Source organism: Eoetvoesiella caeni (assembly GCF_003315175.1).
GTDB lineage: Bacteria > Pseudomonadota > Gammaproteobacteria > Burkholderiales > Burkholderiaceae_B > Eoetvoesia > Eoetvoesia caeni.
Genome location: NZ_QNRQ01000006.1, coordinates 133,345 through 153,846, shown reverse-complemented (window position 1 = coordinate 153,846; position 20,502 = coordinate 133,345). Strand labels below are relative to the sequence as shown.

16 protein-coding genes are annotated in these 20,502 nt (G+C 59.0%); 3 read left to right on the top strand and 13 right to left on the bottom strand.

The genetic code is table 11. The annotated features are described in order from the left end of the window. Positions 1-6: 6 nt before the first annotated feature. The 4 genes from pstA to ppk1 all read right to left on the bottom strand — a co-directional run bounded on the left by pstA (position 7) and on the right by ppk1 (position 5,284). Positions 7-867, bottom strand: coding sequence for a phosphate ABC transporter permease PstA (pstA, locus tag DFR37_RS12780; RefSeq protein WP_113933674.1), 861 nt, complete (start codon positions 865-867; stop codon positions 7-9). A 13-nt stretch (positions 868-880) separates the two neighbouring features. Further along, positions 881-1,819: a phosphate ABC transporter permease subunit PstC gene (pstC, locus tag DFR37_RS12775; RefSeq protein WP_113933672.1), complete on the bottom strand. Its 939-nt coding sequence runs from the start codon at positions 1,817-1,819 to the stop codon at positions 881-883. A 212-nt stretch (positions 1,820-2,031) separates the two neighbouring features. Continuing rightward, complete coding sequence (gene pstS, locus DFR37_RS12770; RefSeq protein ID WP_113933669.1) at positions 2,032-3,075, bottom strand: phosphate ABC transporter substrate-binding protein PstS; 1,044 nt, start codon at positions 3,073-3,075, stop codon at positions 2,032-2,034. 124 nt (positions 3,076-3,199) lie between these two features. Beyond that, positions 3,200-5,284 (bottom strand): polyphosphate kinase 1, encoded by a 2,085-nt coding sequence (gene ppk1 / locus DFR37_RS12765; protein WP_113933668.1) that lies wholly within the window; start codon positions 5,282-5,284, stop codon positions 3,200-3,202. Positions 5,285-5,542: 258 nt separating this feature from the next. On the opposite strand from ppk1, the gene DFR37_RS12760 reads away from it, so the two are divergent. Next, entirely contained in the window at positions 5,543-7,030 is a 1,488-nt protein-coding gene (locus tag DFR37_RS12760; protein WP_113933666.1) for a Ppx/GppA phosphatase family protein, read from the top strand. A gap of 38 nt (positions 7,031-7,068) precedes the next feature. On the opposite strand, the gene DFR37_RS12755 is transcribed toward DFR37_RS12760, so the two are convergent. From DFR37_RS12755 to DFR37_RS12735, 5 genes are all read right to left on the bottom strand, one after another. Then, positions 7,069-7,851, bottom strand: coding sequence for a GNAT family N-acetyltransferase (locus DFR37_RS12755; RefSeq protein ID WP_113933664.1), 783 nt, complete (start codon positions 7,849-7,851; stop codon positions 7,069-7,071). Positions 7,852-7,916: 65 nt separating this feature from the next. Further along, the gene (gene glmM / locus DFR37_RS12750) at positions 7,917-9,266 is read right to left on the bottom strand and encodes a phosphoglucosamine mutase (protein WP_113933662.1); all 1,350 of its coding nucleotides are present in this window, start codon (positions 9,264-9,266) and stop codon (positions 7,917-7,919) included. Then, complete coding sequence (folP, locus tag DFR37_RS12745; protein WP_113933660.1) at positions 9,263-10,102, bottom strand: dihydropteroate synthase; 840 nt, start codon at positions 10,100-10,102, stop codon at positions 9,263-9,265. Before folP ends, glmM begins: the two co-directional genes overlap by 4 nt. Before the next feature lie 21 nt (positions 10,103-10,123). After that, positions 10,124-12,028 carry an ATP-dependent zinc metalloprotease FtsH gene (ftsH, locus tag DFR37_RS12740; protein WP_113933657.1) on the bottom strand — a complete coding sequence of 635 codons (1,905 nt, stop codon included), beginning with the start codon at positions 12,026-12,028 and terminating at the stop codon, positions 10,124-10,126. A gap of 148 nt (positions 12,029-12,176) precedes the next feature. Further along, positions 12,177-12,812 carry an RlmE family RNA methyltransferase gene (locus DFR37_RS12735; protein ID WP_113933654.1) on the bottom strand — a complete coding sequence of 212 codons (636 nt, stop codon included), beginning with the start codon at positions 12,810-12,812 and terminating at the stop codon, positions 12,177-12,179. A gap of 17 nt (positions 12,813-12,829) precedes the next feature. Between DFR37_RS12735 and DFR37_RS12730 the strand changes: the two genes are divergently transcribed. Then, on the top strand, positions 12,830-13,417 hold the full coding sequence (locus DFR37_RS12730) for a YhbY family RNA-binding protein (protein WP_113933652.1): 588 nt from the start codon (positions 12,830-12,832) through the stop codon (positions 13,415-13,417). Between the two features lie 283 nt (positions 13,418-13,700). Here DFR37_RS12730 and greA read toward each other — a convergent pair whose 3' ends face one another. Beyond that, entirely contained in the window at positions 13,701-14,177 is a 477-nt protein-coding gene (gene greA, locus DFR37_RS12725; protein ID WP_113933650.1) for a transcription elongation factor GreA, read from the bottom strand. 308 nt (positions 14,178-14,485) lie between these two features. Then, positions 14,486-15,808, bottom strand: a complete 1,323-nt coding sequence (locus DFR37_RS12720) for a solute carrier family 23 protein (RefSeq protein ID WP_113933648.1) — start codon at positions 15,806-15,808, stop codon at positions 14,486-14,488. 129 nt (positions 15,809-15,937) lie between these two features. Between DFR37_RS12720 and DFR37_RS12715 the strand changes: the two genes are divergently transcribed. Continuing rightward, entirely contained in the window at positions 15,938-16,366 is a 429-nt protein-coding gene (locus DFR37_RS12715) for a YchJ family protein (protein ID WP_113933646.1), read from the top strand. A 112-nt stretch (positions 16,367-16,478) separates the two neighbouring features. Here DFR37_RS12715 and DFR37_RS12710 read toward each other — a convergent pair whose 3' ends face one another. Together DFR37_RS12710 and carB are read right to left on the bottom strand one after the other, a co-directional pair. Continuing rightward, the gene (locus tag DFR37_RS12710; protein WP_113933644.1) at positions 16,479-17,240 is read right to left on the bottom strand and encodes an SDR family oxidoreductase; all 762 of its coding nucleotides are present in this window, start codon (positions 17,238-17,240) and stop codon (positions 16,479-16,481) included. A 16-nt stretch (positions 17,241-17,256) separates the two neighbouring features. Further along, on the bottom strand, positions 17,257-20,496 hold the full coding sequence (gene carB, locus DFR37_RS12705; RefSeq protein WP_113933643.1) for a carbamoyl-phosphate synthase large subunit: 3,240 nt from the start codon (positions 20,494-20,496) through the stop codon (positions 17,257-17,259). Between the last annotated feature and the right edge of the window lie 6 nt (positions 20,497-20,502).

Sequence of the window (20,502 nt, the reverse complement as noted above, 5' to 3'; positions counted from 1 at the left end):
TTCGGTTTATTTACGGAACAGCGCACGTGCGGCAATGTTTATGCCCAAAACCAACAAGGTAATCAGCACCGCGCCGGCCCAGGCCAGGCGGTTCCAGTCTTCGAAGGGGCTGGCCGCATACTGGAAGATGACGACTGGCAGATTGGCCAGCGGCGCGTTCATATTGGCCGACATGAACTGGTTGTTCAAAGCCGTGAACAGCAGCGGCGCCGTTTCGCCCGAAATCCGGGCTATGGCCAACAGCACGCCAGTCATGATGCCCGAGCGTGCCGCCCTGTAGCAGATCATGGTAACGATGCGCCACTGGGGGCAGCCCAGTGCCGCGGCCGCTTCGCGCAGACTATTGGGAACCAGCATCAACATGTTATCGGTGGAACGCACCACCACGGGTATGACAAGAATCGCCAAGGCGAATGCGCCTGCCCAACCCGAGTAATGCCCCACCTGGGCCACATAGATGGCATAAATGAACAGGCCGATAATAATGGACGGCGCCGAAAGCAGGACATCATTGAGGAAACGCGTTGCCGGGGCCAGCCAGCCGCGCTTGCCGTATTCGGCCAGGAAAGTGCCTGCCAGTATGCCTACCGGAGTACCTATCAGCGTACCCACCACAGCCATCATGGCACTGCCCAGAATGGCATTGAGCAAACCGCCATCAGCGCCCGGCGCGGGCGTGCTTTGCGTAATCAGGGCCATGGACAACGCGCCGCCGCCCTTGATGATAAGAGTCAGGATGATCCAGAAAAGCCAGAACAGGCCGAAAATCAGGGCCGCCACCGACAGCGTCAGCATAAGGCGGTTGAACCATTGCCGGCGCCTGTAGACGCGGTTGGACAAACTGACAAGGGAGTTGGAGTCGAACATAGTTGGGCGCCGGTTAATGCGAAGTTCCTTCGTTCTTGGACAAACGAAGCAGCAGAACCTTGGAGAAGGCCAGAACCACCGTAGTGATAAGGAACAGAATCAATCCCAGCTCAAGCAGCGCCGACTTCTGCATGCCGCCCGCTTCATTGAATTCGTTGGCCAGGGCCGAGGCAATGGAATTGGAAGGCGCAAAAATCGAATTGGGCAGATTGAACGCATTGCCGATGACGAAAGTAACCGCCATGGTTTCACCAAGAGCGCGTCCCAGGCCCAACATAATGCCCCCGATGACGCCGTGCTTGGTATACGGCAGCACGACTCTCCACATGACTTCCCAAGTGGTCCCGCCAAGGCCGTAGGCCGACTCTTTGAGCATCGGCGGCACCAACTCGAACACGTCGCGCATGACCGCGGTAATGAACGGGATGACCATGATGGAAAGGATGAGCCCGGCGGTGAACACACCAATACCGAAAGGCGGACCCGCGAAAATCTGGTTCAGAACCGGAATGGGCTCGAAAAACGAAATGACATACGGCTGTATGTATTGCTGGAACAAAGGCACGAAGACAAACAGGCCCCACATGCCATAGATAATAGAGGGAATGGCCGCCAGCATTTCAATGGCGGTCCCGACCGGCCGGCGCAGCCAGGGCGGCGAAAGCTCGGTAAGAAACATGGCAATGCCGAACGACACCGGCACGGCAATGATCAGGGCAATGAAGGACGTTGCCACGGTGCCGATGATAGGCACCAAAGCGCCATAGCTATTGTTTACCGGATCCCAGTCGTTCGTCCATAGAAAGCTCAGGCCGAAGGTCGAAATCGTTTCACGGCTGCCATAGGCAAGCGACACCATGATGGCGGTCAATAGAATAAATACCAAAAAGGCAAATATACGGGTGACATTTTTGAACAAAACGTCCATGAAAACGCTTTCGCTTCTCTTCATGACGGCTCTTTTAGGCTGGCGCTAAAGACGGACGGCATTGGCTATCGAGTTCCTGTGCGATCTATGCGATCGATCAACTGAAAAATAACGAATTTTTATGCGGTTGCATCGCAGGCGTGAATAAATGCACGGCAGGTTACGCAACAAAGGCGGCGCTGTATCAGCAGCACCGCCCGGATTTGGGTACTAACAAACCCTAGATTCTACTAAACTTACTTCCAGACAGCCGAACCGTCCTTGGCTTTGATCTCGGTTTTCCACAAGTCCTTGATACCGCTGACAACTTGTTCAGGCATCGGAACGTAGTCGAGTTCTTTGGCCATTTCGCCGCCGTTCTTGAATGCCCAGTCGAAAAAGGCCAGGACTTCTTTGCCATTCTCGGGCTTATCCTGGGTTTTACGCAACAGGATGAACGATGCCGAGGTAACCGGCCACGAGTCGGCGCCGGGTTCGTTGGTAAGGATCACGCCCATGCCGGGGGCGCTTTTCCAATCGGCGTTGGCGGCGGCTGCGGCAAACGCTTCCTGTGAAGGCTGCACGGCCTTGCCGTCCATGTTGACCAACTGCGTCCAGGCCAGCTTGTTTTGCTTGGCATAGGCGTACTCGACATAGCCGATAGAGTTCGTCAACTGGCGCACATAAGCGGCCACGCCTTCGTTACCCTTGCCGCCCTGACCCAAAGGCCATTTTACAGCCTTGCCCTCGCCGACCTGCTCTTTCCAGGCGGGAGAGGCCTTGGACAAGTAGTTGGTCCAGCCGAAAGTCGTGCCCGAGCCGTCGGCGCGGTGCACCACGATAATGGACGTGGCAGGCAAAGCGACCTTGGGATTCAGCGCCTTGATGGCCTTGTCGTCCCATTTAGTGATCTTGCCCAGGAAGATATCGGCCAACACGGGGCCGGACAAAACCAGCTGGCCGGGCTCGATACCCTTCACGTTGATGACAGGCACTGTACCGCCGATAATCGCGGGAAACTGGAACAACTGGTTTTTTTCCAGGGCGTCGCCCTTCATGGGATCGTCGGATGCGCCGAAATCCACCGTGCCGGCAATAATCTGCTGCTGTCCGCCGCCCGAGCCAATGGACTGGTAGTTAATGCGATGACCGGTGGTTTCCTGGTATTTAGCGGCCCATTTGGCGTAAATAGGATAAGGAAACGAAGCGCCGGCGCCGGTGATGTCGGCGGCTTGAGCAGCCAACGACGCAGCGCCAAAAGCGATACCCACGGACATTTGCAATAAAACACGTTTAAACATTGAGCAATCCTCTTGAGCTGTTTAACAATCAGAACAGGCTATTCCTGCACAACATCAATAATAAACAGGCCATATGACAGGTTCATGACAAACGTATCTGGAATTGTGTTTTACCCCGCGCTGTTCAATTTCCCAGTGCCTGCATCAAGTGTCTTTGCAAATTCATGCTTTTGCCCCGGCCCTTGACCTTGATGTAGCTGCCGTCCGGCTGTTCGCGCCAGGCCAGTTGATTATCGCGCAAAGCATAGGTGAATGACTCGTTTATGACACGTTTTTTCAATGCGGCGTCCAAAACCGGAAAACCCAGTTCAACACGCCGGAAAAAATTGCGGTCCATCCAGTCGGCAGACGAAAGATAGACGTTTTCGGCGCCATCGGCATAAAAATAAAACACTCGCGAATGCTCGAGAAAGCGGCCCACAATGGAACGCACCTGGATATTCTCGGACAAGCCCGCCACGCCCGCGCGCAAGGCACACGCGCCCCGCACGACAAGGTCGATCCTGACGCCGGCCTGGCTGGCTTTATAAAGCTCTTGAATGACGATGGGCTCAAGCAGCGAATTCATTTTGGCCATGATGCACGCCTTTTTACCCTCGCGCGCATTCGCCGCTTCGGACTGGATCATGGCCACCATGGTTTCGTGCAAGGTAAAAGGCGACTGCAGCAACAGCTTCAGGCGCCGGCGCGCCCCCAGACCGGTCAGCAGCGAAAAAATCTTGTCCATGTCCTCGCAGATGCGCGGATTAGCGGTCAATAAGCCGAAATCGGTATAAAGACGCGCCGTCTTCTGGTGATAGTTGCCCGTGCCCAGGTGCCCATAGCGCCGCAAATGGCCTTTTTCGCGGCGCAGTACCAAAGCCATCTTGGCATGCGTCTTGTGCCCCACCACGCCATAGCTGACATGCGCGCCCACCGCTTCCAGCTTGGCGGCCCAGGTAATGTTGGTTTGTTCATCGAACCGGGCCATGAGTTCGACAATGACGGTAACCTCTTTGCCCGCCTTGGCGGCCCCCACCAGCAAGCTCATCAGGTCGGAATCCTCGCCCGTGCGGTAAATGGTCTGCTTGATGGCGACGACATCGGGATCTACGGCAGCCGCTGTCAGAAAGTCCAGCACAGGCTGGAACGACTGATAGGGGTGGTGCAGCAGGTGGTCGCGCTGGGCGATGGCCTCGAACATCTGGCTGGGAGTTTCGCAGCCCGCCTCGAAGGGTGCCGGCACCTTGGGCCGGTATTCCGGAAACAGCAAATCGGGACGCTCGACCACATTGCACAACTGCATCAGGCGGGACAGATTGACCGGCCCGGTTACTCGATAAGTATCGTGCTCTTCGAGCGAAAATTCGCGCTGCAAGAATTTTGCCAGCTTCTCGGGCATGACGTGATCGACTTCCAGCCGTACGGCCGCCCCGAAATTGCGCTGCGACAGTTCGCCCTGCAGAGCCTGGCGCAGATTGGTGATTTCCTCTTCATCGACGAACAAGTCGCTATTGCGTGTGACCCGCCACTGATAGCAGCCGTTGACTTCCATGCCGGGAAACAGCTCGCCGACGAATTCGCTGATGATGGTGGTCAGCAGCATATAGCCGTGCGGAATGCCGGAGATTTCGTCGGGCATTCTCATGATGCGCGGCAGGGCGCGCGGCGCCTGGACTATGGCAATAGAGGACTTGCGCTCGAACGCATCGGCCCCCGAAAGCGAGACAATGAAATTCAGGCTTTTGTTATACACCCGCGGAAATGGGTGCGCCGGATCGAGCCCGATAGGAGTGAGCAAGGGCATGATCTGGCTGATGAAAGTGGTATGAGCCCAATGACGCTGCTCGTCCGACCAAGTTTCAGAGTCGGACAATCCTATGCCTTCTTTTTCCAGGCTGGGCAGGACCGCGTCGATAAGCAGGCTGTTCTGTCTTTCGATAAGACGGCGAGCCGCCACCTGCACGAGTTCGAAGGCTTCGGCGGGCGTGTAGCCGTCGTCGCCCACCACCGTCGAGTGCTGGGCCAATTGCTCTTTGATGCTGGAAATGCGAATTTCGAAGAACTCGTCCAGATTGGAACTGACTATGCACAAATAACGCAGGCGTTCAAGCAGCGGCGTTGAATCGTATTCGGCCATGGACAACACCCGCTCGTTGAACTTAAGCAGGGACAGCTCGCGATTGAGCAATAAAGGTTCGGCGGGCGGCGGCGCGAAAATAGGCGGCATAGATATCCAAGGCTAAGGAAAATGACGCTATGTTTTACTGCATAATATTTACAGTACCATGACAGACGGCACACACAAGGTCAATAAGGTGGAAATAGAATCCGGCATTGTTTTTATTACGCCACACCGCGCCGTGCTCAAGCCCGGCCACGCGCGCAGGACAAATGCATACGCCAAACGCAGCGCAAGAACCGCATCTAAAACGCTAATTCCATTCCGTCCTTATAATCCGGGGGTATCAATATCAAGCCCAGCCAAATGGACCAACTTCTTGCCGCGGTCGACCTCGGATCGAACAGTTTTCGCCTTTCTATCGGGCGTGTCGTACAACATGAAGGCAATGCCCAGATTTACGCCGTCGACAGGCTGAAAGAATCTGTACGGCTGGCCGCCGGCCTCGGCCCGGACAACGTCCTGGACGACGAATCGATAGAACGGGCAATTATGGTCCTGAAGCGCTATGGCGAACGCCTCTCGGGCTTTCCGCAACACAACGTGCGGGCCGTGGCCACCAACACCTTTCGCGTGGCCCGCAACGTCGCGCAGTTCCTGCCCCGGGCCGAGAAAGCATTGGGATTTCCCATAGAAGTCATTGCCGGCCACGAAGAGGCCCGCCTGATTTTCTCGGGAGTGGCCAACGAGCTGCCGCCATCGGACAATCAACGCCTGGTCATCGACATCGGCGGCGGGTCCACCGAAGTCATTATCGGCAAAAGCTACGAACCGCTAAGGCTGTCTTCTTTGTATATGGGCTGCGTCAGCTTCACCCGGCAGTTCTTTGCCGACGGCTGCGTCACGGCGGCCCGTATGGAACAGGCGCAACTGGCGGCGCGGCGCGAGTTCGAAAGCATCTCCAAGCGCTACCGCAAAACCGGCTGGCAAGAAGCCTACGGTTCGTCGGGCACAGCCAAAGGGCTGCTTGCCGTCCTGCTGGACGGGGGCATGGCCAAAAAAGGTATTACCCTGGACGGCATGGAGCAACTGAAGGCTTTGCTCGTCAAAGAAGGCAAGGTCAATGTCGACTCGCTGCCGGGGCTGAAGGCCTCGCGCGCACCGGTATTGGCCGGCGGGCTGGCCATTATGCTGGCGGCCTTTTACGAACTGAAGATCGAAACCATGTTGCCGGGCGAAGGCGCCTTGCGCGTCGGCGTGCTGTACGACCTTCTGGGCCGGGATTCCAAACATGACAAGCGCGACGAAACTGTGGTGCAGTTTCTTAAGCGCTACAACGCCGACGCGCACCAGGCGGCCCGAGTCAGGCAGATCGCCCTGCGCCTGTATCAACCGCTGGCCGTCGACGAAACCGAAAAAGAAGACTTCACGCGCATTCTGGGCTGGGCGGCCGACCTGCATGAAATCGGCATGTCGATAGCCCATTCCGACTACCACAAGCATAGCGCCTACATACTTGAACACGCCGACATGCCCGGCTTTTCCAATGACGACCAAATACTGTTGGCGTGGTTTGCGCTGGGCCATCACACCAAGCTTAGCAAGCTCGGCACCCAGGATGCCACGCGCGCCCAATGGCTTGCCCTGCTTTGCCTGCGGCTGGCCGTGCTTTTGTCGCGACGCAGGGAAAACATGCCCAAGCTTCCCATCCGGGTAGAGGCCGACGGGAAGAATGTGAAAATTCTGGCCAGCAAATCCTGGCTGGCCACACACGCGCTGTCGGAGTATTCGCTGCGGGCCGAGGCTGGCGAATGGAAAAAAACCGACTTCGAGCTTGCGTTGCTGGAAGTGTAATTGGGCTTTGCCCGGGCTTGTGTTCAGGCCGAGCCGATTCAGGCCAAGCCGAAATGGCGCCGGTAACGCGGATCCATGCTTTCCAGGTCCAGCAAAATGGGAAAGTCCGCCGCATTGAAGTCGGGGTCCCAAGCGGGTTCGCCGCAAATGGTGGCGCCCAGTTTCAGGTAGCCTTTGATCAACGGGGGCACGCGGGCAGGCAGTTCGCTATTAAGACGCTCGACCGGATAACGGTGGCGCGGTTCGACTATGGGCTGGCCGGTGTTCTTGTTCAACATCTTGCGGGCCAGCCGCCATACTTCGGCAGCCGTTACGCCATCGTCGCGCAGGCTGACGCTGGCACAGCCAAGCACATACCGGAACCCATCTTGCTGCATCAGGGCGGCAATGCCCGACCACAGCAGCATAATGACAGAACCGTTGCGGTAATCGGCATGGATGCACGAGCGCCCCACTTCGGCCATTTGGCCGCGCAGGGAGTCCAGTGAGGAAATATCGAACTCGGATTCGGAGTAGTAGCCGCCCGCTTTCACGGCATTGGCGGGGCTAAGCAAGCGATACGTGCCCACCACGCGGCCGGAATCGACCTCTTTGACCATGATGTGCTCGCACCAGGGGTCGAAACGGTCGGAATCCACCCCGTCCAGCGCTTCGGGAAACACTACGTTCATGTCTTCTGTGAAGATCTTGTAGCGCATGCGCTGGATGGCTTCAAGTTCTTCATTGGTGCGGGCAAGCCCTAGGACAAGTCCGCCGCCTGTTGGATTGGGCCAAGCAGCGGAATTGCTGGCATCGGGTAGTACTCGCGCAAGTTCTATCATAGATAAGGCTCCACAAACATCCGGCAATTATGCACGCGTAATGTTTCAAGTATTCGATATCTAAGTTACCGCGTTGTTAAACTCACTGCAACCAATTCACGCACACCCTGCTCGGCCAACGCCGCGTCCTCGGCCTCGACCATCAGGCGCAGCTTGGGTTCGGTACCTGAAGCGCGGATCAATACCCGCCCACGGCCCTGCAATTGCTGCTCGACGCGGCTTGTTGCTTCTTGCAAGCCCGCGTGCGACTGCCAGTCCAGCCCCGGCGCCAGCGGCACATTGACCATTTTTTGCGGATACATCTTAAGGTCTGCAACCTGCTCGGCCAAAGTCTCGCCGCTGCGGCGCATGGAAGTCAGTACTTGCAGCGCGGCAATAATACCGTCCCCGGTAGTGTGGCAATCCAGACACAATAAGTGGCCCGAACTTTCCCCGCCGTACAGCCAACCGTGTTTTTGCATGCCTTCCAGCACATACCGGTCGCCGACATTGGCGCGCTCGAAACCGATGCCCAGCCTTTGCATTTCCTTCTCGAAGCCGAAATTGGTCATCAAAGTGCCGACAACGCCCTCTACGGGCTTGCTGGCCATGCGGCCGCGCACAATGGCATACAGGAGCTCGTCGCCGTTGTACAGGCGCCCGGAAGCGTCCACCATTTGCAGGCGGTCGGCATCGCCATCCAGCGCGATGCCCAGCGTTGCATTTTGCGCCCTGACTTCTTCGACCAGGCGCTCGGGATGCATGGCGCCCACGCCTTCATTGATATTGAAGCCGTCGGGCTGGCAGCCTATGGCATGGACCTCGGCCCCCAGTTCACGGAAAACCGGCGGCGCAATGTGGTACGCGGCGCCATGGGCGGCATCGACGACGATCTTCATGCCCGAGAGGTCAAGCTCGTTGGGGAAGGTGCTTTTGCAGAATTCGATATACCGGCCCGCGGCATCGTCGATGCGCCTTGCCCTGCCAAGGGCCTCCGAACCGACGCATCCCAGGGGTTCGTCGATGGCGGCCTCGATCTGGGCTTCGACATCGTCGGGCAGCTTCATGCCCTGGGCCGAGAAAAACTTGATGCCGTTGTCGTTGTACGGATTATGCGAGGCGCTGATGACTATACCGGCGACCAGGCGCAACGTACGGGTCAAATAAGCCACCGCAGGTGTTGGAATCGGGCCGGCCAGCAACACATCGACCCCCGCCGCCGACAAGCCGGCCTCGAGGGCGGACTCGAGCATATAGCCCGAAATACGCGTGTCCTTGCCGATGATTACGGTAGGCCGGCCTTTCTCGGGGTTATGCCGCTGCGCAAACACCCGTCCGGCCGCATAGCCAAGGCGCAGGGCGAATTCAGGGTTGATGGTTGGGCCGCCAACCTCGCCGCGCACCCCGTCGGTGCCAAAATATTTGCGCTTACTCATTCAGACACTCCATGTTCTACGGTTTGCCACACTTTGATGGCGTCGACTGTCGCGGCAACATCGTGCACGCGCACCATTTTTGCCCCCCGGGCAATGCCCGCCAGCGCTCCGGCAATGCTGCCGCCCAGCCGCTCCGACGCGGGGCGGCCCGTTATGTGGCCGATCATCGACTTGCGCGACAAGGCCACCAGCCAGGGGTAGGTCTCGAACTGCAATTGCGCCAATTGGCGCAACAGCAAATAATTTTGCGCGGGGGTTTTCCCGAAGCCGAAGCCCGGATCCAGCAGTATACGTTCAGGCTGAATGCCTTTCTCCCGCATGGCCCCGACACGCGCCAGCAGAAATCCGCGCACTTCCTGCACTACATCTTCGTAGCGCGGCGCCTGCTGCATGGTACGCGGTTCGCCCTGCATGTGCATGACGCAAAGGCCGCAACGCGATTGCGCCACGGCATCCAGCGCACCCGGCTGGCGAAAAGCGTAAATATCGTTGATCATGTCGGCCCCCGCATCCAGCACATGCCGCATGACGGGCGGCTTGAATGTGTCGATGGAAAGCGGCACGCCGCTGTCGCGCAGCGCCTCGATGACGGGCAGCAGGCGCTGGAGTTCGTCGTCCAGGGATACCGGGGCGGCGCCGGGGCGCGTGGACTCGGCGCCGATATCAAGAAGATCGGCGCCTTCATCGATCAGGCGCAGGCCATGTGCAATGGCGGCATCTGCATCAAGATGCAGGGCGCCATCGGAAAAGGAGTCTGGGGTGACATTGACGATCCCCATTATCAAAGGGCGCTCGAGTGACAACTCGAAGCGCCCGCAGAGCAAGGTTGAGCTCATTGACGTAGCCGATGCAACCTATCAGACCGGCGTTGTCGCAGCATCGCCGCTATCGCCAACCGGAGCCACGCCAGTGGGCGGCTTATTGTTTGGCGTATCGGACGCGGAAGAATCGAAATTCTTGGGTGGGCGCGGCGCCCGCCCTTGCATGATGTCTTCGATCTGTTCGGCGTCGATGGTTTCCCATTCGAGCAACGCAGCGGCCATCGCGTCCATTTTGTCCCGATTGCCTTCAATGATGGTGCGCGCCACCGTGTATTGCTCGTCGATAATGGCACGGATTTCCTGGTCGACCTTTTGCATGGTCGCTTCGGAGACATGCGTGGTTTTGGTCACGCTGCGGCCCAGGAAGACCTCGCCTTCATTTTCGGCGTACACCACCGGCCCCAGGGAGTCGGTCATGCCGTAGCGCGTAACGATATCGCGCGCGATTGCCGTGGCACGCTCGAAGTCGTTGGATGCGCCCGTGGTCATTTGATGCATGAAGACTTCTTCGGCGATACGGCCACCGAACAAGACCGCGATAGTGTTCAGCAGGCGTTCTTTGTCCATGCTGTAGCGGTCGCCCTCAGGCAACTGCATGGTAACGCCCAATGCACGCCCACGCGGGATGATCGTAACCTTGTGGACTGGGTCGGTCTTGGGCAGGCTGCGCGCTACCAGCGCGTGGCCGGACTCGTGATAGGCCGTGTTCCTGCGTTCTTCTTCGGGCATGACCAGCGCGCGCCGCTCGGCGCCCATGATGATCTTGTCCTTGGCTTTTTCAAAGTCGTCCATGTCGACCGTACGCCCGCTGCGGCGCGCGGCAAACAAAGCCGCCTCGTTGACCAAGTTGGCCAGGTCGGCGCCGGAAAAGCCCGGTGTGCCGCGAGCCAGGACAAGAGGGTCGACGTCTTGCGACAACGGCACTTTGCGCATGTGGACTTTAAGGATTTGCTCGCGCCCGCGGATGTCGGGCAGCGACACCACGACCTGACGGTCGAAACGTCCGGGACGCAGCAAGGCAGGGTCAAGCACGTCGGGGCGGTTGGTGGCAGCAATGACCAGGACGCCTTGGCCGGTTTCAAAGCCGTCCATTTCGACCAGCAATTGGTTAAGCGTTTGTTCGCGCTCGTCGTTGCCGCCGCCCAGGCCCGCACCGCGCTGGCGGCCGACCGCATCGATTTCGTCGATGAAGATAATGCACGGCGCCTGCTTCTTGGCGTTTTCGAACATGTCGCGCACGCGGGCGGCGCCCACACCCACGAACATTTCGACGAAGTCGGAGCCGGAAATGCTGAAGAACGGCACTTTGGCTTCGCCCGCTATGGCCTTGGCCAGCAGGGTTTTACCGGTACCCGGCGAACCCACCAGCAAGACGCCGCGCGGAATACGCCCGCCCAGGCGCTGAAACTTGGTGGGGTCGCGCAAAAAGTCGACCAGCTCGCGCACGTCTTCTTTGGCTTCGTCGCAGCCGGCAACATCTGCAAAGGTAATGTTGTTGGTGTTTTCGTCCATCATGCGGGCGCGCGACTTGCCGAAGCTGAACGCCCCGCCCTTGCCGCCGCCTTGCATCTGGCGCATGAAGAAAACCCACACGCCGATAAGCAGCAGCATGGGGAACCACGAAATGAACAAGCTGGTAAGGAAAGACGGCTCTTCGCGCGCCTTGCCCGAAACCTGCACGCCGGCCTTGACCAGCTCGGGAACCATCCAGAGGTCGCCGGGCGATGTCAGGCTGTATGCGCGGCCGGCATCCGGAGTGACATATAGAGTGTCCCCCTGAATGTCGACCTTATTGATGCGGCCAGCCTGGGCATCGGTCATGAATTGAGTATAGGTTACGGTATCCGTAGATGCCGTGCGCCCGTCGAACTGTTTAAACACAGTAAACAGCACGAGCGCGATCACCATCCAGACCGCTACTTTAGAAAACGAGTTGTTCAAAGCCAACCTCCTACTTGTAACCACCACCTGTAGACGCCACCCCGCAATACAGCGGCTATACAAGCATTTCAAGAATCCATTCTAACCTGATAGCCAGAACGATGTTTGGGATGCCTTTCGGCTATGGCGCGAACCGTTCCGGCGCCCTTCAGCGCTTGAGCCGGCGTCCCACCAAAAAAGTTTCCGACGACTTATCGCGCGATGCCTTGGGCTTGCGCTCTAGCACACGTTCGAAATGCCGCTTGAACATTTCAACGATCTGCGAAAACCCACTGCCGTGAAACGCTTTGACGATCAACGCGCCTTCAGGTTTCAGATGGCGGCAGGAGAAATCGAGAGCCAGCTCGCATACGTGCTGGATACGCGCGGAATCGGCCGACTCCACACCGGATAAGTTGGGGGCCATGTCGGAAATCACAAGATCGACTTTCTGATTTCCAACCAATTGTTGCAATTGCTCGAGGACCGCGTCTTCGCGGAAGTCGCCCTGGATGAACTCCACCCCGGCGACAGCCTCCATGGGCAGAAGGTCGAGCGCAATGACGCGGCCGTCGATAATGCCGCCGGCACCCAGCATGCGCTCGCGCGCCACCTGCGACCAACTGCCCGGGGCCGACCCCAGATCCACCACAATGTCGCCCCGGCGCATCAGTTTTTCGGCATCGAGGATTTCAAGCAATTTGAAGGCAGCACGGGCTCGATACCCTTTTTGTTGCGCCATTTTCACATATGGATCATTAATATGTTGCTGGATCCACTCTTTTGAGAATTTTTTTTTGGCCATTCCCGTACAATCTCATTATGTCCAAATTAGAAATTACTTCCCAGGAGCGCAGCGCGCTACGCGCCGCCGCCCACCCTTTGCGTCCAGTCGTCCTGATTGGCGACCGCGGCTTGTCCGAATCGGTCCTCAAAGAAATCGACGTCCATCTTACTGCCCACCAGCTAATCAAAATCCGAGTCAGCGGCGAAGACCGGGATGCGCGCGAAACCATGCTGCAAACCATTTGCGACAGCCTGTCCTGCGCACCGGTGCATCATCTGGGCAAAACGCTGATCATCTACCGCCCCGACGCTGCCGCCGTGGCGGCCGAAGCCGAGGCGCACAATGCCACACGCGCGCAACGCAAGCCCAGCGAACCCTATACGCCCAAAAAGCAGGCGGCCAGCGGTGTAAACCGCACGCGCAAGGGCGAAATCGCCAAGCGCGCCGCCCAAAAAACCGAACGCCTTGAAAATGCCGCGCCAAAGGCGCAAAATGCTGCGCCAAAGGCGCGCCGTACCCAGACGGCCGCCGATACCTCCGCGCACCGAATTCCGCGCCGCGCAGGCAGCGCCTTGTCGCTACGCGCCGGCCGGCGCAGCAGCCCCGGCGGACGCGGCCGGTAAACAAAAATCGCCAGGAACCCACGCCCGCTGTATCCAACGGGCCGCGGCTGGCGGCAATTTCGTCCACAGACCAGGCCCGAACACAACAGCCAAGCGCGAAGACTTACCGGCGCTACGCCGAAAACGCACGTTTGATATAAAGATGAAATGAAATATATAAAGCCCATCACAGACTGTATGGGCTTTTTCTTTTATCTTTGCATACCGGCTATTTAACGGCATTGCCGCTGCAAGCCGAAGGTATTTTACACGGTCGCGGCCAAACCGCGCCTGGCCTGGACGATTAAATGTAACTTACGCCCAGGACTTCGTACTCGCGCACGCCTGCGGGGGCCTGCACGGCAACCACGTCGCCCTCGGACTTGCCGATAAGCGCCCGGGCAACGGGGCTGGATACAGAAATACGGTTGGCGCGGATGTCGGCTTCGACGTCGCCTACGATTTGATAGGTTACGCGTTCGCCCGATTCGAGGTCTTCGATTTCGACGGTGGCGCCAAACACGGCCCGGCCTTCGACGTCCAGGGCGGCGGGGTCGATGATCTGGGCATTGGAAAGCGTGCCTTCAAGTTCTTTGATACGGCCTTCGACAAATGCCTGGCGCTCGCGCGCGGCGTCGTATTCGGCATTTTCCGACAAGTCGCCTTGTGCACGGGCTTCGGAAATGGCATTGATGATTTCGGGCCGCTCGATCGTCTTCAGACGGTGCAGTTCTTTTTGCAAGCGCTCAGCGCCGCTCGTAGTCAACGGGATCGCAGACATAATATTCCTGAATAAAAAGTAAAAAGACGCTCCCCTTAAAGGAGCGCCCGTTAGCTATCACGCGAAGCGGTTGAATACCGTTCGGAAAAATTGAACCTATAGGCCTACTGGATTTTTATAGCTGTTTACAGTAATTAAACCAGGTTCAAAACGAATCCCCGACGGGTTAGTGCCGGGGACATAGCCCTATTGTCGGCAAAGTTGGGCCAAATTGCAAGCCCTGAACTTTTCGCGGCGCGGCGGCGGAGTCGATGGGCCGCAATGGCGGCTTATGACCGCCACCCGCCCCGAAAACCCGATCTTTCTGTTTATGAGCGGCCGCGGCTGCCGATCCGCAACAAGGCATACAAGATAATGGCGCCAAAGGTAGCCGTGCCGATGCCGTCGAGCCTGAAAGCCCCGAATTGCACCGAAAAATTACCCGCGCCCAGGACCAGGGTGACGGCCGCCACGATAAGGTTGCGGTTGTCGCTGAAGTCCACCTGGTTGACAACCCAGATGCGCGCGCCCGCGATGGCGATCAAGCCGAACACCACGATGGACATGCCGCCCAGCACGGGACCGGGTATGGTTTGAATCAAGGCGCCGAACTTGGGTGAAAAGCCCAGCACAATGGCAATGAGCGCCGCCAGCACGAAGACTAGGGTGGAATAGATGCGCGTGACCGTCATCACGCCTATGTTTTCCGCGTACGTGGTGACGCCGGTGCCGCCCACGGCCCCCGACAGCATAGTTGCCACGCCGTCGCCCAAAAAGGCCCGGCCCAGATAGACGTCCAGATTCTTGCCCGTCATGGCGCTGACAGCCTTGATATGCCCGAGGTTTTCGGCCACCAGGATAATGGCAACAGGAATAATGACGCTCATGGCGTGCGATTCGAATACCGGACTGCTGAAGTGCGGCAGGCCTACCCAGGACGCGGCGGCGACAGCGCTGAAGTCAATGGGCTTGCCCAGGCCCAGGCCGTTGGTAAGCACTGCATAGACCACGCAGGCCAGCAATAGGCCTACCAAAATCAGCAGGCGCTGAACGGTGCCCCGGGTATAAACGGCAACGCCGCCGACGCACAGCACCGTCATCAATGCCATCAGGGCCTCGAAGGTAGAACCGCCCATGGCGCCCTTGGCCGCAATAGGTGCCAGATTCAGGCCAATGACGGCCACGATCGCGCCCGTCACTACCGGCGGCATCCAGCGGTCTATCCACTGCGCCGCCCCGCCTGTGCGCAGATTGATGAACCACACAAGCAGGCCTATCAAGGCATAAACCAGGCCGCAGGCGATAATGGCGCCCAGCGCCACGCCAATATTGCCATTGGCGCCCGAGCCCGCATACCCTGTTACGGCAATGACTCCGCCAATGAATGCAAAGCTGGAGCCCAGATAGCTGGGAACCCGGCCGCCCACGAAAACGAAGAAAATCAGCGTACCGATGCCGGACATTAAAATGGCGACATTGGTGTCGAAGCCCATAAGCAGCGGAGCCAGTATGGTCGAGCCGAACATGGCCACGACGTGCTGGGCTCCCATGGCGATATTCTGCGGCCAGGACAGCATCTCGTCGGGTTGTACAACCACCGCCTGCCCCTTGCTTTGCACCAGGCGCCAACGAGGAAAATAAGATTTTGACATTGCTATGCCTTGTTTATTAGTAAGTGGATAATATCGGGATTCCTTGAATCAGGCGAAAGTGTAAGGTCAGCCCCTTGGGGTCGCAAGACATATCTTGCGGCGCGTCCACATTGGCCCACCACCCTCATCATGAAAAAGAAACCAGCCGATCCCGCCTGCCCCTGCGGCGGGCTCCCGCCCGGCGCCGCCTACAGGCAATGCTGCCAACCCTACCTGGAAGGCACGGCAGCCGCACCCGACGCTGAACGCCTGATGCGTTCGCGCTATACCGCCTTTACCTTGGCGAACACCGCCTACCTGCTGTCCACCTGGCATTCCAGCACGCGCCCGGGGGACTTGGCGCTGGACCCGCCCAATGCGCCGCATGGCACACGCTGGCTGGGCCTGACCGTACATTGCCATGAACGCTCCGACGCCAATCACGCCATTGTCGAATTCACGGCCCGCTTTCGCGAGGCCGGCAAAGCGCAACGCATGCACGAAACCAGCCGCTTCATACAGGAAGGCGGGCAATGGTTTTATGTGGACGGCAAAGTGGAAGGCGGCGCCGCCGGTTAGCGGCTGGCCAAGCCGCGGTCCCAGGAATGGATTGGCGGAAATAGGCCGATGCGTCGCACGATCGCCAAGCCGCGAGGCGAAGCACTCGGGTCAACAAGCAAAAGACCTGCGTTCAGGGATGCAAACGCGGCTTGCGCTTGCGCCGGACTGCGAAATAATCGTAAAGCCCGTTGGGCACGCAACGCAGCAGCGCCGCTACCCACGCCATTTGCCATGGAATAACCTTGTACGAAACGCCGGCTTCAATAGCCCGGACCGCCTGTTCGGCGAAGCGCTCGACCGGCATCAGAAACGGCATTTTGTATGGATTGTGCGCCGTCATGGGCGTGCGGATGAATCCTGGAACCAGCGTCACCACCTTGATGCCCGACGGGCGCAGTTCGACCCTTAGACTTTCGCAATAGTTGCGCACCGCGGCCTTGGAGGCGCTGTATGCGCCCGCGCCCGGCAAGCCCCGTACCGCGGCCACACTGGCAACGCCCACCAGCCGGCTCTGCCCCCGCTGCTTCATCGATGCGATGAAAGGCTCGAACGTCGCAACAGTAGCGTTCAGATTGGTCGCCACGATGGCTTCAAACACATCGAAGTCATCCAGCTCTTCCGTCAATGTTCCGGCGCTGATCCCCGCGCTGGCGATCACCACGTCAACCGGGCCGCCCGCCAGGAAATGGCGAGCCGCGGCATGCAGGGCTTCCCGGTTGCGCACATCCAGCTCGTATACCTCATGGCCGCCGCCGGGCAAGGAAGTCCGCAGCGCTTCAAGCGCATCCGTGCGCCGTCCCACCAGGCCAAGCTGTGCGCCGCGCCGCGCATACAAAAAAGCGAGCGCGGCGCCTATGCCGCTGCTCGCTCCGGTAATGAATACGCGGTTCATGCGCACCCAATACTGATCATGGGTGCAAGGACGCGTGCAATTGCTGTAGCGAATACACCTTCAGTCCGCCGCCATTGCGCAAGTATTGCAGCCCTTCGACAGCGGCGCTGGCGCCGGCAATGGTCGTGAAGAAGGTGACCCGCGCCGCCAAAGAAACAATACGGATGGTGCGCGAGTCGGCAATGGCGTTGCGCCGCTCTTCGACCGTATTGATGACCATCGCGATTTCCTGGTTCTTGACCATGTCGACGATGTGCGGACGGCCCTCGGTAACCTTGTTGACGGTTTGCACCGTCAATCCGGCCGCCTGCATTGCCGCCGCCGTTCCGCGGGTAGCCACTATCTTGAAGCCAAGGTCGATAAGGCCGCGCGCAACCTCGACGGCCTCGGGCTTGTCCTGCGCGCGCACGCTGATGAAGGCCACGCCGGAATCAGGCAGTTGCACACCGGCCGCCAACTGGGACTTGACGAAGGCTTCGCCGAAGCTTTCGCCCACGCCCATGACCTCGCCGGTGGATTTCATTTCAGGGCCGAGTATGGTGTCCACGCCCGGGAATTTTACGAAGGGAAAGACCGCTTCCTTGACCGAAAAATACGGTGGGATCACTTCATTGACGACCGATTGGCTGGCCAGGGTTTTGCCGGCCATGGCGCGGGCGGCGATCTTGGCCAGTTGCAAACCGGTGGCCTTGGAAACGAACGGCACGGTACGCGAGGCGCGCGGATTCACTTCAAGCACGTAGACGTCGCCGTCCTGAACCGCAAACTGCACGTTCATCAGGCCTTTGACGTTCAAGGCACGCGCCATCAATGATGTCTGGCGCTTGATCTCGGCAATGATGTCTTGCGACAAAGAGTACGGAGGCAGGCTGCAGGCAGAGTCGCCCGAGTGCACGCCGGCCTGCTCGATGTGCTCCATGACGCCGCCGATAAAGACTTGTTCGCCGTCGGCAATGCAATCGACGTCGACTTCAGTGGCGTTGTTCAGGAAGTGGTCCAGCAAAACCGGCGAATCGTTGCTGACCTTGACGGCCTCGCGCATGTAGCGCTCGAGATCTTGCTGCTCGTGCACGATTTCCATGGCACGCCCGCCCAGCACGTAGCTGGGGCGCACCACCAGGGGGTAGCCGATTTCCGCGGCATGGGCCAGGGCCTCGCCTTCGGTGCGCGCCGTGCGGTTGGGCGGCTGGCGCAGGCCAAGCTTCGTAAGCAGTTTCTGGAAACGTTCGCGGTCTTCGGCAACGTCGATGGATTCGGGGCTGGTGCCGATAATGGGCACGCCGTTGGCCTCGAGCGCGCGCGCCAGCTTCAATGGCGTTTGGCCGCCGTACTGCACGATCATGCCGACCGGCTTTTCTTTGTGTACGATTTCGAGCACATCTTCAAGGGTAAGCGGCTCGAAATACAGGCGATCGGACGTGTCGTAGTCGGTGGATACGGTTTCCGGATTGCAGTTGACCATGATGGTTTCATAGCCGTCTTCGCGCAGCGCCAGGGCCGCATGCACGCAGCAATAGTCGAACTCGATGCCCTGGCCGATACGGTTCGGGCCGCCGCCCAGGACTATGATTTTCTTGCGGTCGGTGGGCGCCGCTTCGCATTCGTCCTCGTAGGTGGAATACATATAAGCGGTTTTCGTCGGGAATTCGGCCGCGCAGGTATCGACCCGCTTGTAGACCGGCCGGACGCCGAGCTGGTGGCGCAGTTTGCGCACTTCGGCTTCGGAGCTGTCCAGCAAGAACGCCAGGCGGCGGTCGGAAAAACCCCGGCGCTTGAGTTCGCGCACTGTGGTTTGATCCAGTTCAGCCAGGGTTCTTTGTTCGAGCGCCAGCTCGATGTCGACGATTTCCTTGATCTGGGCCAAGAACCAGGGGTCGATGCGGGTCAGGGAGTGCACTTCGTCCAGGCTGAAGCCCTGGGCAAACGCGTCGCCCACATACCAGATGCGCTCAGGGCCGGGCTCGCCCAGCTCGACTTGCAGCTTTTCGCGGTCGGTGGTTTTTTGATTGAGGCCGTCAACGCCCACTTCCAGGCCGCGCAAGGCTTTCTGGAAGGACTCCTGGAATGTGCGGCCGATGGCCATGACTTCGCCCACCGATTTCATCTGGGTGGTCAGGCGCGAGTCGGCTTGCGGGAATTTTTCGAAGGCGAAACGCGGCACCTTGGTGACCACGTAGTCGATGGACGGTTCGAACGAAGCCGGCGTGGCGCCGCCGGTAATTTCGTTTTTCAGTTCGTCCAGCGTGTAGCCCACGGCCAGGCGCGCCGCCACCTTGGCAATGGGAAAGCCCGTGGCCTTGGACGCCAATGCCGACGAACGCGACACGCGCGGATTCATCTCGATGACGATCATGCGCCCGGTATTGGGGTCGACCGCGAACTGCACGTTGGAGCCGCCGGTATCGACGCCGATCTCGCGCAGCACCGCGATAGAGGCGTTGCGCATGATTTGGTACTCTTTGTCGGTAAGAGTCTGCGCGGGCGCCACGGTAATGGAGTCGCCGGTGTGGACGCCCATGGGGTCCAGGTTTTCGATAGAGCACACGATAATGCAGTTGTCGGCGCTGTCGCGCACGACTTCCATTTCGTATTCTTTCCAGCCCAGCAAGGATTCTTCGATCAGCAGCTCGTTGGTGGGCGAAGCCTCCAGGCCGCGACGGCAAATGGCTTCGAATTCTTCGGGGTTATAGGCAATGCCGCCGCCCGAACCGCCCATGGTGAAGCTGGGACGTATCACCACCGGAAAGCCGGCGGTGCTGGCCTCTTCGGAAATGCGACGCTGCACCGCCCAGGCTTCGTCCATGGAATGAGCCACGCCGGACTTGGCCGATTCCAGGCCTATTTTCGTCATGGCCTGCTTGAACTTCTGGCGGTCTTCAGCCTTGTCGATGGCTTGCTCGTTGGCGCCGATGAGTTCCACGCCATGCTTTTCAAGCACGCCGTTGTGCGCCAGGTCGAGCGCGCAGTTAAGCGCGGTCTGGCCGCCCATGGTGGGCAGCAGCGCATCGGGCTTTTCACGCTCGATGATTTTTTCGACGGCCTGCCAGGTAATGGGTTCGATATAAGTGACGTCGGCCGTTTCCGGGTCGGTCATGATGGTGGCGGGGTTGCTGTTCACCAAAATGGTGCGGTAGCCCTCGGCCTTCAGGGCCTTGCAGGCCTGGGCGCCGGAATAGTCGAACTCGCAGGCCTGCCCAATAATGATGGGGCCTGCGCCAATGATAAGAATGCTTTTTATGTCGGTACGCTTTGGCATAGTGCT